Raw genomic sequence first — 15,583 nt, forward strand, 5'->3', positions numbered from 1 at the left:
CCCTTGAGAGGTAGCCCCATGGCCAGTACCATCGCCGTCAACGCCGGAGCCAGGCTGGACCGTCTGCCCATCTCCCGATTCCACTGGCGTATCCTGGGGCTGATCAGCGCGGGCGCGTTCCTCGACGCGTTCGACGTGTATCTGGCCGGTGGCGTGATCGCCGCACTGAAGGCGGAGGGCTTCTCGACGCTGGCGCAGGCCGCGGTGTTCATGTCGATGACGTTCCTCGGCATGATGATCGGGGCGGGCATGGCCGGCTATGTCGGCGATCGCTTCGGGCGCCGTGCGTCGTACCAGTTCAACCTGGCGCTATTCGGGCTCGCGTCGATCGTCGCGATCTTCTCGCCGAACATGACGTTCCTGATCGTCTGCCGCTTCGTCATGGGCATCGGCCTCGGTGCCGAACTGGTCGTTGCGGCGGGGACGCTGGGTGAGTTCATCCCGCCCGCCTATCGCGGGCGCTGGGTTTCGATCATGGGCATGGTCGTCAATTCGGGCCTGCTGGTCGCGACCGCGGTCGGGTACATCGTCATTCCGACGCTCGGCTGGCGCTACATGTTCGCGATCGGTGGCATCCTCGCGCTGATCGTCTGGGTGATGCGCAAGAAGATGCCGGAATCGCCGCGCTGGCTGGAATCGGTCGGTCGCAACGACGAGGCGGAGGCGACGCTGCGCGAGATCGAAGCCGAAGTCGTCGCGCACAAGGGCCCATTGGCGGAGGTCCCCGAGGTCCGCGCCGTGCAGCAGGTCCACGCCCCGCTCAGCGCGCTGTTCGGGTCGAAGCTGCGCCGCCGCCTGATCGCCGCGACGCTGGCCGCGATCGCGGTCAACGTCTCGGTCTATGGCTTCGTCGCGTGGCTGCCGACCTTCCTGGTCAGCCATGGCACCGGCATCGTCACCTCGCTCTGGTATACGACGCTGATGTCGTTCGGCAGCGTGTTCGGCGCGGTCGTCGCGATCGGCATCGCCGACCGTATCTCGCGCCGCGCCTCGCTGATCGCGGCGGCCGTCGCGATCATGATCTTCGGCTTTCTCTATCCCACTGCGCAGGGCGACCTGATGGTGCCGCTGACCGGCTTCCTGCTCGTCTCCAGCATCTACACGCTCGTGACGCTCGCGCTGTTCGCTTACATCCCCGAGCTGTTCCCGACCGCCTACCGCCTGCGCGGCACCGGGTTCGCGGGGATGTGCGGGCGTGCTGCGTCGATGCTCACGCCCTATGCCACCGTTGCGCTGTTCGAACGCTTCGGGCTCCACGGGGTGCTCGGCATGGTCGGGGTGGTGCTCGCCTGCATGATCGCCGCGGTCGGGCTGCTGAACATCGAGACCACGGGCCAGTCGCTCGACGACGTCTCGGACGACTCGCTGGTGACCGGGGGGGGCGCCAAGTGACGCTCTCGCAAACCTATGCCGACTTCGCGACGCGTCTGACGATCGATGCCATCCCCGAGCGGGTCAGGGAACGCGCGCGGTACCTGATCCTCGACTCGGTCGGCACTGGCCTCGCCGCGGTCGGCGCACCCTGGGCGGAGGCGAGCTTTGCCGCCGCCGGGGATCTCGGAAGCGGCACCGCCCCCGTGCTCGGCTATGGCCGCGGGCTGGCGATGCGCGATGCGGCGCTGATGAATGGCCTCGTCATGCACGGGCTCGACTATGACGACACGCATGCGCGCGGGATCATCCATGCCACCGTCAGCGCCTTTCCGACCGCACTCGTCGCGGCGGACAAGGCGGGTGCATTGGGGGCCGACCTGCTCGTCGCCTATATCGCGGCGATGGAGGTCTCGACCCGCGTCGCGGCGGTCGGTGCGGGCGGGTTCCATGGCTTCGGCTTTCACCCGACCGGACTGATCGGCGCGTTCGGGTCGACACTCGCGGCGGGCAGGCTCCTCGGCCTCGACGCGCGGCAGATCGCGATGGCGCAGGGCATCGTCCTGTCGATGGCAGGCGGCAGCCTCGAATTCCTCGCCGATGGCGCCTGGACCAAGCGGCTCCACCCCGGCTGGGCGGCGAGTTCCGCGCTGACCGCGGCGACGCTCGCCAAGCGCGGCTTCGTCGGACCTCCCGCTGCCTATGAGGGGCGCTTCGGGCTGTTCGCGCTCTATCTGCGCGACGCCGCCCCTGCGCTGCTCGACCAGGCGACCGCAGGCCTCGGCGAGACCTGGGAGATCGAGGCGGTGTCGGTCAAGCCGCTGCCCGCCTGCCACATGACGCACGCCGCGATCGACGCGGCGATCGCGCTGCGGTCGCAGCACGGGCTGACCGCAGCCGATATTGCGCAGGTCACCGTGCTGGTGCCCGAGGCGGTGATCCCGATCGTGTGCGAACCCGTCGCACCGAAGCGGACGCCGCGCACCGGCTACGACGCGCAATTCTCGATCCCCTACACCGTGGCCACCGCGCTGCTGACGGGCAAGTTCACGCTGGATGCGCTCGATCCGGCCGCGCTGAACGATCCCGAGGTTCTCGATCTGGCCGCGCGCGTCACCTACGCGATCGATCCCGACAGCGATTATCCCAAGCACTTCACCGGCGAAGTGATCGTCGAAACCCGCGATGGCCGCAGGCTCGCGCACCGCGAGGGGATCAATCGCGGCGCGTCCGACCGACCGCTGAGCAATGCCGACATCGACGCGAAATATTCGGAGAACGCCGACCGCACGGTCGACGCGACCCGCGCCGCCCACATCCGCGCCGCCGTGCTCGACATGGACCGCCACCCCGCTTCCGCACTCGGCGACATCCTCGCCCAGCGCGCCTGAATTCAAGGAAGATCCCTCATGACGACTCAGTCCGCTCTCCCCCCCGCCTCGATGACCGACGAAGAGGTGATGATCCTCGATTCGATCGACAAGTTCCTCGAAACCGATGTGAAGCCGTTCGTCCACCAGCTCGAACATGACGACGAATATCCGCAGAAGATCGTCGACACGATGAAGGAAATGGGCCTGTTCGGGCTCATGATCGCGCCCGAATTCGGTGGGTTCGGCGTCTCGACGCTGACCTATGCCCGCATCATCGAGAAGATCTCGACCGTGTGGATGTCGGTCGCGGGGATCATCAACAGCCATATGATCATGGCGATGACCGTCCAGCGCTGCGGCACCGACGCGCAGAAGGATCATTATCTGCCCCGCTTCGCGACCGGCGAGCTGCGCGGCGGAATCGGCCTGACCGAGCCCGACGCGGGCACCGACCTCCAGGCGATCCGCACCACTGCGGTCCGAGACGGCGACGACTATGTCGTCAACGGCAGCAAGATGTGGATCACCAATTCGGGCTCGGGCAACACCATCCTGCTGCTGGTGAAGACCGACACGACCGCCGAGCCGCGCCACAAGGGCATGAGCCTGCTGATCGCCGAGAAGGGCGACGGGTTCATCGTCTCCAAAAAGCTCGAAAAGCTCGGCTACAAGGGCATCGACAGCAACGCGCTGACCTTCGACGGCTATCGCGTGCCGGTCGACCGCCTGATCGGTGGCGTCGAAGGCGTCGGGCTGAAGCAGGTGCTCGGCGGGCTCGAGCTCGGCCGCATCAACGTCGCGTCGCGCGGCGTCGGGATCGCGCAGGCGGCGCTCGACGAGGCGGTCGCCTATGCGCAGACGCGCAAGACGTTCGGCAAGCCGATCTGCGAGCATCAGGCGATCCAGCTCAAGCTCGGCGAGATGACCACGCGCACCTACGCCGCGCGCCTGCTGACCGAGGCTGCGGCCAATGCGTATGACCGCGGCGAGCGCTGCGACATGGAGGCGGGCATGGCGAAGTATTTCGCGACCGAAGCCGGCCTGGAGAATGCGATCGAGGCGATGCGGATCTTCGGCGGCTATGGCTATTCGAAGGAATATAATGTCGAGCGGCTCTACCGCGACGCCCCGCTGCTGACGATCGGTGAGGGCACCAACGAACTTCAGCGGATCATCATCGCCAAGCAGATCATCGCGCGGAACCCGGCATGAGCCAGCCAGCCCCCAATCAGCCGCTCGCCGGGCTGCGCATCGTCGCGGTCGAGCAATATGGCGCGGGCCCCTTCGGTACGCAGCAGCTCGCCGATCTCGGCGCCGAGGTCATCAAGATCGAGAACCACAAGGATGGCGGCGATATCGGTCGCCATGTCGGCCCGTATTTCTTCGCGCCGGGCGACAGCCATTTCTACGAATCGCTCAACCGCAACAAGCGCAGCATCGGGCTCGACCTGAAGAGCGCGGACGGACGGGCGGTGCTGGAGAAACTCGTCGCGGACTCGGACGTGGTGTTCAACAACCTGCGCGGCGACCTGCCCGCCAAGCTCGGGCTGGATTATGCCGCGCTGTCGGCGTTCAACCCGGCAATCGCGTGCGTCCACCTCTCCGCTTATGGCCGCACCGGCAGTCGCGCGGCGTGGCCGGGCTATGATTATCTGATGCAGGCCGAGGCGGGCTATCTGTCGCTCACTGGCGAGCCTGGCACACCGCCTGCGCGCTTCGGGCTGTCGATCGTCGACTTCATGACGGGCACCACCGCGGCGCTCGCGATCCTGGCGGGCGTCGTCTCGGCGCGCGGCAGCGGGATCGGCCGCGATCTCGACGTCAGCCTGTTCGACGTCGCGCTCGGCAACCTCAATTATGTCGCCGAATGGTATCTCAACGGCGGCGTCACCGTCGAACGCACGTCGCGCTCGAGCCACCCGTCGCTGACCCCGAGCCAGCTCTACACCACCAGCGACGGCTGGATCTTCGTGATGTGCAACAAGGAGAAGTTCTTCGAGGTCCTGTGCGGCCTCATCGAGCGTCCCGAATGGGCGACCGATCCGCGCTATGCGACGTTCGCCGCACGGCTGGAGAACAGGCCCGCGTTCAATGCCGACCTGGATGCGGTGCTCTCGACCCGCACGACCGCGCAGTGGATGCAGCTGTTCGAAGGCCGCGTGCCCGCTGCGCCCGTGCTCGACGTCCAGCAGGCGCTCGACAATCCGTTTCTCGCCGAGTCGAAGCGGATCATCGACTTCCAGCATCCCGAGCACGGCCCCCTGCCCGGCATCGCCTCGTCGATCCGCGCGGGCGGCGTCGAACATCCCGACAAGGCGGCGCCGGCGCTCGGTGCGGACACCGACGCGATCCTCGCGACACTCGGCTATAGCGGCGACGATGTGGCGGACTTGCGGACGCGTGGCGCGATACGGTGACACCAGCGCTTGCATCGAGAGCCAAGGCATTGAACGATAAGTTATTGTCCGGATCACCCGACAAAGCGACCGATGGATATCCAATGCCCCAGCTTCGTCAGCAACCGCGTTACCTGCAACTTGCCCAGACGCTGATCAACGAGATCGAGGATGGGCGCTATCCGATCGGCACGCTGCTGCCGACCGAGTTCGACCTGTGCGATCAGTTCGGCGCGAGCCGCTTCACCGTCCGCGAGGCGATCAAGCGGCTCGTGCAGTCGGGCATGGTCTCGCGCCAGGCGGGGGTCGGCACGCGAGTCCTCGGGCTGTCGCGACCGGCCGCCTATCGCCAGGTGATGGAGGGGCTGTCCGATCTCCAGCAATATACCAACGAGACCCGCCTCACGATCATCGCGCGCGAGACGATCGTGCTGGAGGGGCCGATCGCCGATCAGGTCGGCGCGACGCCGGGCCAGACCTGGCTCCATCTCCGCGCGCTGCGCCGCGCCGCCGGGACCAGCCCGATCTCCTATTCGGACATCTATCTCCATCCGGCGTTTCGCAGCCTGAAGCTGGACGACGATGTCGGGTCGATGCCGATCTTCAGCCGGATCGAGGAACAGTTCGGCGAGCGCGTCGCCGAGGTTCGCCAGCAGATCGAGGCGGTGGCGATCCGCGCACCGATCGCCACGCTGCTCGAAACCGAGACCGACGCGCCCGGGCTGCGGCTGACGCGCCAATATCTGAACGCACGCGCCGAGGTGATCGAGATGGCGATCAATACCCATCCCGCCGACCGCTATTCCTATTCCCAGACCTTCCGCCGCGATCCCGAATCCGGCCTCTAAAGGATTTTCCATGACCATTGCCGCCCGCAGCATCCTGTTCGTCCCCGGCGATCGCGCCGAGCGTTTCGAAAAGGCGCGCGCGAGCGGCGCGGACATGGTGGTGATCGATCTCGAGGACGCGGTGCTCCCCGATCGCAAGTGCGCCGCGCGCGACGCGGTGCATGATGCGCTCGCCAGCCTGACCGAACCGCGCTTCGTCGTGCGCGTCAACAGCCTGGACACCGACTGGCATGCCGACGACGTCCGCGCGCTCGCCGCGTTGCCGGGCGTCGCCGGGCTGATGCTGCCCAAGGCCGAGCGCGCGTCCGATTTCGCCGCGATGCGCGAGGCGGCGGGGGGCAAGCCGTTGCACGCACTGGTCGAGACCGTCTCGGCAATCCTGAACCTGGCGGATCTGGTCACCGCGCCCGGCCTGTCGCGGCTGTCGTTCGGCACCGTCGACTTCCAGGCCGATGCCGGCATCGACGGCGACCGGGCCGAAATCGATCATGTCCGCACGCAGATCGTGCTGCAGTCGCGCAGCGCCGGGCTTGCGGCACCCGTCGACGGCGTTTCGACGGACCTTTCGGACGACGCTGCGCTGGAAAGCGACACGCAACACGCGCGGCGCTTCGGTTTTGGCGGCAAGCTCTGCGTCCACCCGCGCCAGGTGGCGATCGTCAACCGCGCGTTCCTGCCCTCGGACGCTGACGTGGACTGGGCGACGCGGGTCATGTCCGCGATCGACGGCGCGTTCGGTGCCGTCGCGGTCGACGGCAAGCTGATCGACAAACCCGTCGTCGACCGCGCCCGCCGCCTTCTCGCCACGCACGACGCCTTCCGATCCGCGGCGTAGTGGTGGCGAGGACCATGGTCCCCTGTATTGCGTGCGACCTGCTGGTACGACGTACTTGGTAGAAGCGCGAAATCAGGACGGAAGATGCGGATGGTCTATAATCGCCGGGAGACGTTCGGACTGGCGCTCGCGGGTGGCGCCGCGGCACTTGGTCCCGCGACAGCCTCGGGCGCGGACGGTCTCGAACCCGGCGCGGGCGTGCCGCGGTTCGACGGCGATTGGCGGCGTGGCTTCGAAGGACAGCGCAGGGCCGACCTCGGCGACGGCCGGTTCCTCAACCCGCTGATCGCAGGCGACCATCCCGACCCCGCCATCCTGAAGGACGGCGCGGACTATTACATGACCTTTTCGAGCTTCGATTCCTATCCGGGGCTGACGATCTGGCACAGTCGCGACCTGGTGAACTGGCAACCGCGCAAGGCCGCGCTGACCCGGAATATCGGATCGGTGTGGGCGGTCAGCCTCGAGAAGCATAACGGCCGGTACTTTCTGTATATTCCGGTCAAGGCAAAGCCGAACGGGATCCACGTCATCTGGTCCGACCATATCGACGGCCCCTGGTCCGACCCGATCGACCTCGGACTACCCAACCATATCGACCCCTGCCATGCAGTCGGCGAGGACGGATCGCGCTGGCTGTTCCTGTCGGGCGGCGACCGAATCCGCTTGGCCGACGATGGCCTGTCGACGGTCGGCAAGGTCGAGCATGTCTATGACCCGTGGCGCTATCCGGACACGTGGGACGTCGAGGGTTTCAGTCCCGAGGGGCCGAAGATCACCCGCCACGGCGGCTGGTTCTACATGATCACCGCGGTCGGCGGCACCGCCGGGCCACCGACCGGCCACATGGTAATCGTCGCACGGTCACGCTCGATCCACGGCCCGTGGACGAACGATCCCGCCAACCCCGTCGTGCGGACCGTCAGCACCGACGAAAAATGGTGGTCGCGCGGCCATGCCAGCCTCGTCGAGGCGCCCGACGGGAGCTGGTGGTCGATCTATCACGGCTTCGAGAACGGGTATTGGACGCTCGGGCGGCAGGCGCTGCTCGACCCGATCCGCTGGACCGCCGATGGCTGGTTCGCGATGACCGGCGGTGATCTTTCGAAACCTCTCGCCAAGCCACGCGGCGGTACGGCCCTACCCCATGGCCAACCGCTTTCGGACGATTTCCGCACGCTGCAAATCGGCAGCAAATGGAATTTTTTTCGACCGGGGCCGGGCGAACGTGATCGCGCGCGCACCGAAGGCGGCGCGTTGATCCTGCAGGCCAGCGGCACCGCCCCGGTCGATTCATCGCCGCTGCTGCTGATCGCCGGCGACCAGGCGTACCGGTTCGACTGCGACATCGAGATCGCGCCGGGGGGAACCGCGGGGCTGGTGCTGTTCTACGACGACAAGCTGTATTGCGGGCTGGGCTTCGACGAACACCGGTTCGTCACGCATCAATATGGCAACGAGCGCGGCCGTCCCGCCAATCCGCACGGACGCCGCATGCGCATCCGGATCACGAATACGCGGCACATCGTCGCGATCCATACCAGCGGCGATGCGGGCACGACCTGGCACCGTTTCGATCGCGGGATGGAGGTGTCGGGCTATCACCACAACGTCCGCGGCGGGTTCCTGATGCTGCGCCCCGGTCTGTATTCGGCCGGCAGCGGCGCGGCGCGCTTTCGCGACTTCCGGTACGAGGCGCTGTGATCGCAGGCGAAGTTTGTTAGCCAAGGCCTTGTGCGCGGCACCAGTCTTCGAACAGGATCGGCCATGACGCCGCCGGTTTGCCGACGGCGCGGCTCAGGCCGAAGCCGTGCCCGCCCGCGGCGAACAGATGCGTTTCGACCGCGACGCCGGCCTTTATCGCCGCCGCTCTGAACGCCAGGCTATTGTCGACGGCGACGCTTCGGTCGTCTTCGGCATGGACCAGGAAACAGGGTGGTGTCGCCGACGTCACGTTGGCGGCAGTCGAATGCGCGCGCTCCAATGCCGGCGTCGGCGAGGGGCCGAGCAACAGCGCTCGCGAGCCTGGATGCGCGAGCGGCAGCGCCATCGATTGCACCGCATAGAGCAACGCCGCGACATCGGGCCGCGCGCTGACGCGATCGGCGGCGTCGACCGGCGCGTAGATTGGCTGCGCAAACCGCGTCGCCAGATCGCCGCAGACATGGCCGCCGGCGGAGAACCCCATCGCGGCGACCCGATCGGGGTGGATCCCGAACCGCGTTGCGCTTGATCGGACCAGCCGCAGGCCGCGCTGCGCGTCGGACAGGGCGACGTCGGGCCCGGCCGCCCAGCCATCGCCGGGCAACCGGTAGAACAGCACGAACACCGTCCAGCCGCGATCGGCAAGCCAGCGCGCGATCTCATACCCCTCGCGGTCGACGACGATCCGGGCATAGCCGCCGCCCGGCATCACCAGCGCGGCGGATCCGTTCGGCCTGGCCGGCCGGAACACGACCATGCGCGGGCGCGCGATGCCGTGGACGGCGCGATCGGCAACCGCGTCACCGGTCGCTCGATCCTCGACCACCTCGATCGGCAATCTCGAGGGCGAGCCGGGCGCGCCATCCGGCCAGAGCTCGATCGTTTCGGTCGGGTCGGGCTGCCTGGGTCGTCGGCGTCCGATCCGCGCTGGCGGCGGTGCCTGTGCGTGCACGCCGACAGACAGGCCGGCGGCCAGCGTTCCCAGCAGTGCATGCCGACGATCGATCATATGCTCGGGTCCACAAGAAACGGGCGCACGCCGGAAGGAATGCGCCCGAGGATAGAGAGAGACGATGTCGATCGGGACCTACATCTTGAAGCGTGCGCCGACGAGGAAGGTGCGGCCGAAGTGATTATTCTCATAGTTCCGCTGGGCGTCGAGATCGGTGTACCGGCTGCGGTAATTGTCGGTCAGGTTGGTCCCCTCGAGCGAGACCTCCACCGCTGGCGTCAGCTTGTAGCGCATCGACGCGTCGACGTTGGTCGTCGCACCATACCCCTCGAACAAGTTGCCGGTCGCCGACGCGCCGTCGATATACGGGCTGCGATAGCTGATCGACCCGCGCGCGCTGAACTTGGCATCCTCATAGTATAATGTGCCGTTATAGGCACGCTTCGACAGGCCGTAGAGCGTTGCCGTGCGGGTCGTGTTGGGCAACGCGCCGAGCGTGCCGCCGGGCTGGACGATCGCCGTCGCCGGCCCGCCTTGCGAATAGCCTGCGCTCGAATCGACGAACGTCGCGTTGGCCAGCGCGCCGAAGTTGCGCAGGAACCCGGGCAGGAAGCGGAACGTGGTCTGCAGCGAGATTTCCGCCCCCTTCAACGACGCGCCCGTGCCGTTGACCGGCGAGGTGATCTGCCACAGCTGGCCTTCGGGGTTGCCCGCCGCGGGCGAGCTTGCCGGGATGACCGACAAGGGCAGGCCGGTCGATGCGAACGTGCCGCTGCGCGTCGCCGAGACCGGGAAGCTCTCGACGGTCTTCTTGAACAGCGCGACCGAGAAGATCGACTGGGGCGCGAAATACCATTCCGCCGAGATATCGAACGCGGTCGCGCGGAACGGATCGAGTTGCGGATTGCCGAACGTAACGCGGTAGTTGAAGCCGTCGACCGACCCGCCCGGCGTCAGGCTGCCCAGACTTGGCCGCGTCAGCACCTTGGCGATCGCGCCGCGGATGATGACGTCCTCCGTCGGGAACAGCGCGACGTTGATCGCGGGGAGCCAATCGTCATAGCTGCGGCCGACCGTCGCGGGGGTGTTGACGGTCACGCCGGCGACGGTCGCCGAAGACAGCCCGGTCGAGCGCTGCTTGGTGTGGACGTACCGGATGCCCGCATTGGCGGCGTAGCGCAGGCCGAGGATGTCACCCTTCACGTTGAACTCGGTATAGCCGCCGGTCACCTGCTCGGAGACGCTGCGCGTGTCGCCGACCAGCACGGTGGCAGGACGGTTATAGAGCCCCGTATACGCCGCCGACGCATCGATGTTCGGTATGAGGAAGCTGGTCGTCGTCCCCGAAGGCTGGCCTGCCTTGCCGAGGTTAAAGATCTCGCCGAGGCTGCCGGCCGGGAAGCCGTAGACCGCGGTCGGCCCGAACAGCGTGTTCGGCGAGCAGGTCAGCGTACCCAACACGACGTCGCGGCCGCCGGCATTGGGGCAGACGACGGCATCGCGCGAGAAGCCCTGCGTGTCGAAAGTGAACTTGCGGTACAGCCCGCCGGCCTTGATCTGGAACCCTTCGGCGACGTCCCATTCGGTCCGCAACTGCGCGGTGCGGAACTTGTTGACCGTTTCCGACGGGCGATCGCGGATTTCGGCGAGCTGGAAGTTCGCCGGATCGGTGACGCTGGTGCCGAAGGTCAGCTTCGGGCTCTTCATGTCGGTATAGTCGTAGCTATAGCCCTGCGCATCGCGGTCGTCGAAAACGAACGTCGTCTCGACCGGGATCGTCGCGTCCGACTTCGAGATGCCGCCCATCAGCGTGAAGCGCAGCGTGTCGGTGACGTCCTGATCCCAGCTGCCGCCGAGCTGATAGAATTCGGTCTGCGACTTGCGCAGATAATGCTCGGTCCGCACCCAGGCGTCGTTGAGCGTCGCCTTGATCAGGTTGTTGTTCGAATCGATCGTGTAGTTGCTGAGGTCGATCGACCGCTCGTTGGAGCGCAGCAGGACTTCGCCCCATTTTTCCTCGCGGGTTTCCTTGAACCGCGAATACAGCCCGTCGATCGAGATCTTGGTGGCATCGCTCGGCGCCCATTGCACGCTGCCCGTGATCCCCAACCGCTCGCGTTCGTGTCGCACCGAGCCATAGCGCGGAATGCGCGGGTGGAAGGCGAGCGCGGCCGCGGTGCAGGCGGTGCTGGGAACATAGACTCCGCCCCGGTTCTGCGTGGTGTAGCAGCGCGTGCCGTCGACCGAGTCAAACGGCGCCTGGGCCCAGCGCACGGTGTTGTTGCCGAGTTCGAAATTGTTGGTCTTCGAATAGGCTGCCGACGCCGCAACGCCGAACTTGCCGTCCGCCGACTTCCACGACAGCAGCCCTGCGAGGCGGGGGCCGGTGTTCTTGCTGAGATCATTGTAGCTGGCCTGGGCCGAGCCGACCGCGGTGAAACCGATCTTGCCGCCAAGCGGGTTGCCGGTGTTGAGGTCGACGACCGCACCGAGCGACCCTTCGTCGAGCGAGGCCTCCGCCGTCTTGTGGACGACGATCGAGTTGAACAGCTCGGAGGCGAAGACGTTGAAATCGAACGCGCGATCACGGTTGGAACTGGCGCCATCGGTCGACGTCGCCACGGTTTCCATCCCGTTGACGCGGACCCGGGTGAACTGGGCGCCCAGACCGCGGACGGTGATCGCGCGGCCCTCGCCGGCGTCGCGCTGGATCGAGATGCCTGGAATACGCTGGAGCGACTCGGCGAGGTTCTGATCGGGGAACTTGGCGATATCCTCGGCAACGATCGCATCGACCGCCGCGACCGACTGGCGCTTCACGTTGAGCGCGGCGTCGAGCGACTTGCGAAACCCGGTGACGATGATCTCGGCGGTCTGGCCGTCGGCGGGCACGGTCTCGGGGGCGGCCTGCGGCGCGGTCGTCGCGGCAGGATCGGCTGCGCCACCCTGCGGGACGACGGCGGTCTGCGCGGGCGAGGGATCGACCTGCGCCGGCGTTCCCGGCGTCACGCTGCTGGGGATCTGGGCCGCCTGCGCCGTTGCGATCGAAGGCAGTGCGAGCGCGAGAACCAGGCTGCCCGCGGACACGCCGCCAAGCCAGCCCGTCCGCCGAATCGCAACCGTTGCTTGAACTTCCATTGCATCCACTCCCCATTCGGCCATCGCCGATGACACCGGTTGCGCGCGCGACATGTCGCCGCTGCGCTTTCGACCTGATTATATTGGAGATTTGGGCCCGTTGCTGACCACGGGGGCACCCGATCCTCTCCCGAAAGGCCAACTCTTGCTGGTCCCCCCACCGTCCCCTACCTGCCTAGGTAACCGGTGTCAGAACAATGTCGCATGATCTTTGGCGTGTCAACACGCCGTGTGGCGCGCTGTGACGGGGCGATGATTGTTCGATGAAACGACGGGGAAACGTTGCGCTGGCGGCCGTTGAACGTTCCGCCCGGCACTTGGCGCGACAGCTAGGTCCCGGGCTGGATATACGGCACGCGGGCGAACAGTTCGCGCTCCCAGCGGCGCGGATCGCGTTCCACCCTGGACCGGGCGTCGATGACCATCGTCGCCCGCTGTGCCCGATCGTATCGCGGCCAGTTCGGTGCGCCCGCATGATCGGGATCGCCGGTGATCGCGAACGCGACGAAGCTGTCCTGCATCGCCTTCGACGCCGCCTGCGCATCCGCTGCCACACCCGTCTGCGATCCGGTCGCGCCCAGCGTGCCGAACACCAACGGGATATCCATCGTGTGGAACGCGCCGCGCCGCGGATCCATCCGCGACGCGAAATCCACCTGATAGACCCAGGTCGGCGCCCCCGCATCGGCGCGCGCCTCGGCCTCGATCACCTGCCCACGCCAGCTGCGCCCCGCCGTGGTCGCGCCGTAGAACACGTCGGTCGGCGACCAGTCCGGGTACCGCGCCCGATACTGCGCCACGACCCATTCGGGCAGGATGTCGATCCTGAGTTCGGGGGCCATGCGCGCGGCCACGTTGCTCCAGTCGAGGCCCCTGACCTTCGGGGAGTCCAACCCGATGAACGCCCGCGTCTCGTCATGCGTGTTGCCGAGCATCATCGGGATGGTGTTGCCGAGGGGATTGGCGTCCGGCCAGAACGGGTGGCGAACCAGCCACGTCATGTCGAGCACGGGCCCGAAATACACACCGCCGCCCATGACCGGGTCGGTTGCCGAGAGCCCCTCGACGAGCGTCTCGACCGGCATCGCAAGCAGCGGCGCAAGGTCGGTTTCCGCCACGCCCAGTTTCCCCAGATATGCGCGCGCGCGCGATGTTGCGTTGAGCGGTCCCGACGCCGTGACCTGCTGCCCGCTCATCGTCGCGGCGCGGTGGAACAGGCCGGCGGCGGCGGGCATCCCCATCAACGTCGCGATCTTCGCGCCGCCGCCGGACTGGCCGAACACCATGACGCGAGACGGATCGCCGCCGAATGCCGCGATGTTGTCGCGCACCCAGCGCAGCGCCAGTATCAGGTCGAGTTGCCCGGCATTCCCGCTGTCGGGAAACCGCGCATCGAGCCGGGCGAGATACAGATAGCCGAGCGCATTGAGCCTGTGGTTGACCGTCACGACCACGACGTCGCCCCGCGCCGCCAGCGCCTGCCCGTCATTCTGCGGATCGGTGACGCTGCCGTTCGAATAGGCGCCGCCGTGGATGTAGAGCATCACCGGTTTCTGGGCGCGCGGGTCGGCGGCAGTCGTCCAGATGTTGAGGAACAGGCAGTCCTCGGCCTGCGGACCATAGGGTCCGGACTGCGGACAGACCGGCCCGAACTCCCGTGCCGGACGAGTCTGGCCGGGCATCGCCACGGCCACCGGCGCGCGAAACCGTTCGGCGCGACCATAGCGGATGCCCTTGAAGGCCAGGACGTTCCGGTCCGCCGTTCCGATGAAATCGCCTGCCGGGGCGCGAACCGCGGGCGGGGACGCCGCGCGCACGCCGGACGCCAGGATCAGCGCAGCGCCTCCGCCGAGAGCGCCGCGCCGCGTCCAGCCGTCAGCGGCGGACATCGAGCCCACCCGCCAGATACGCGTCGATATCGGCCTGTCGGAACAGGCTCGCGTCACCCGGCAGCGAGTGTTTGAGCGCGGCCAGCGCCAGCCCGATCCGTGCGGCGTCGCCGATGTCCCCGCCCGATCGCAACCCGTGCAGCACGCCCGCCGCAAAGGCGTCGCCGCCACCGATCCGGTCGACGATCCCGGCGAGCACGACCTCGTCCGTCTGGACATGCGTCGCGCGCGTATCGATCCGCGCCGAAAGCCGGTGGAGATCGACATGCTCGACATGCCGCGCGGTCGACGCGATCGTCTGCAAGCGCGGGAACGCGTCGAACGCCGCCTCCGCCGCCTCGCGCCGCCGCTGCGGCGCATCGCCCGAAAAGTCACGGTCGAGCAGCAGGGCTATATCGCGGTGATTGCCGAACATCAGATCGGCATGCGCGACGAGGTCGGTCAGGATCGCGCGTGGGTTCGACTCCCAGCGCTCCCACAGCTTGCCACGCCAATTGCCGTCGAACGATACGGGAATGCCGCGCTGAGCCGCCGCTTCCACGGCGGCAAGCGCGCTCTGCGCCGGCACCGGGCCCAGCGCGGGCGTGATGCCGGAAAGGTGGAAGCGATCGACGCCCGCGAGCAATGCATCCCAGTCCCAGGCGCCCAGCGGTGCCTGCGCGAACGACGACCAGGCGCGGTCGTAAATGACTTCGGTGGCGCGCAGGCCTGCCCCGGAGGTGACGAAATACAGCCCCATCCGCTCGCCGCCGAGGGTGATGGCCGACGTGTCCACGCCATGCCCCCGCAGCGTGGTGATCGCTGCCCGCCCGAGGTCGTTGTCGGGCACGACCGTCGCCATACCGACGTCATGCCCCAATCGCGCAAGCTGCGTGACGACGTTCGCCTCCGCGCCGGCGACCCAGACGTCGAGCCTGGCCGTCTGCAGCAGCAACTCGCGGCCCGGCGGAGAAAGCCGCAGCATGATTTCGCCGAATGCCAGAAACTTCGCCATATCGCCCTCCTCTCGTTCATGCCCGGCACGGGGCGGTGAACCGCTTTCCGAAGCGGTAATGGAGCCGGTACGTCGCGCTGCGG

At 67.3% G+C, this 15,583-nt stretch carries 11 protein-coding genes; 7 read left to right on the forward strand and 4 right to left on the reverse strand.

The window, feature by feature from the left end; translation table 11 throughout:
- The first annotated feature begins 18 nt into the window (after positions 1 to 18).
- The 7 genes from C8J26_RS18950 (at position 19) to C8J26_RS18980 (ending at position 8,527) form a co-directional block, all read left to right on the forward strand.
- Entirely contained in the window at positions 19 to 1,392 is a 1,374-nt protein-coding gene (locus C8J26_RS18950; protein WP_107959820.1) for an MFS transporter, read from the forward strand.
- Entirely contained in the window at positions 1,389 to 2,762 is a 1,374-nt protein-coding gene (locus C8J26_RS18955) for an MmgE/PrpD family protein (RefSeq protein ID WP_107959822.1), read from the forward strand. Before C8J26_RS18950 ends, C8J26_RS18955 begins: the two co-directional genes overlap by 4 nt.
- Positions 2,763 to 2,780: 18 nt before the next feature.
- Complete coding sequence (locus C8J26_RS18960) at positions 2,781 to 3,956, forward strand: acyl-CoA dehydrogenase family protein (RefSeq protein ID WP_107959824.1); 1,176 nt, start codon at positions 2,781 to 2,783, stop codon at positions 3,954 to 3,956.
- On the forward strand, positions 3,953 to 5,161 hold the full coding sequence (locus C8J26_RS18965) for a CaiB/BaiF CoA transferase family protein (protein WP_107959826.1): 1,209 nt from the start codon (positions 3,953 to 3,955) through the stop codon (positions 5,159 to 5,161). Before C8J26_RS18960 ends, C8J26_RS18965 begins: the two co-directional genes overlap by 4 nt.
- Positions 5,162 to 5,244: 83 nt before the next feature.
- Positions 5,245 to 5,988 carry a GntR family transcriptional regulator gene (locus C8J26_RS18970; RefSeq protein ID WP_107959828.1) on the forward strand — a complete coding sequence of 248 codons (744 nt, stop codon included), beginning with the start codon at positions 5,245 to 5,247 and terminating at the stop codon, positions 5,986 to 5,988.
- A 10-nt stretch (positions 5,989 to 5,998) separates the two neighbouring features.
- Positions 5,999 to 6,823 carry an HpcH/HpaI aldolase/citrate lyase family protein gene (locus C8J26_RS18975; protein ID WP_107959830.1) on the forward strand — a complete coding sequence of 275 codons (825 nt, stop codon included), beginning with the start codon at positions 5,999 to 6,001 and terminating at the stop codon, positions 6,821 to 6,823.
- 90 nt (positions 6,824 to 6,913) lie between these two features.
- Complete coding sequence (locus tag C8J26_RS18980; protein WP_107959832.1) at positions 6,914 to 8,527, forward strand: family 43 glycosylhydrolase; 1,614 nt, start codon at positions 6,914 to 6,916, stop codon at positions 8,525 to 8,527.
- A 16-nt stretch (positions 8,528 to 8,543) separates the two neighbouring features.
- Here the strand turns inward: C8J26_RS18980 and C8J26_RS18985 are convergent, their stop codons facing one another.
- From C8J26_RS18985 to C8J26_RS19000, 4 genes are all read right to left on the reverse strand, one after another.
- A complete protein-coding gene (locus C8J26_RS18985; protein ID WP_107959834.1) occupies positions 8,544 to 9,536 on the reverse strand; it encodes an alpha/beta hydrolase in 993 nt (330 codons plus the stop codon).
- A 78-nt stretch (positions 9,537 to 9,614) separates the two neighbouring features.
- Positions 9,615 to 12,617 (reverse strand): TonB-dependent receptor, encoded by a 3,003-nt coding sequence (locus C8J26_RS18990; RefSeq protein ID WP_107959836.1) that lies wholly within the window; start codon positions 12,615 to 12,617, stop codon positions 9,615 to 9,617.
- A 329-nt stretch (positions 12,618 to 12,946) separates the two neighbouring features.
- Positions 12,947 to 14,506: a carboxylesterase/lipase family protein gene (locus C8J26_RS18995; RefSeq protein ID WP_107959899.1), complete on the reverse strand. Its 1,560-nt coding sequence runs from the start codon at positions 14,504 to 14,506 to the stop codon at positions 12,947 to 12,949.
- On the reverse strand, positions 14,493 to 15,500 hold the full coding sequence (locus tag C8J26_RS19000) for a sugar kinase (protein WP_107959838.1): 1,008 nt from the start codon (positions 15,498 to 15,500) through the stop codon (positions 14,493 to 14,495). Before C8J26_RS19000 ends, C8J26_RS18995 begins: the two co-directional genes overlap by 14 nt.
- Between the last annotated feature and the right edge of the window lie 83 nt (positions 15,501 to 15,583).

The organism is Sphingomonas aurantiaca (assembly GCF_003050705.1).
GTDB classification, from domain to species: Bacteria; Pseudomonadota; Alphaproteobacteria; order Sphingomonadales; family Sphingomonadaceae; genus Sphingomonas; species Sphingomonas aurantiaca.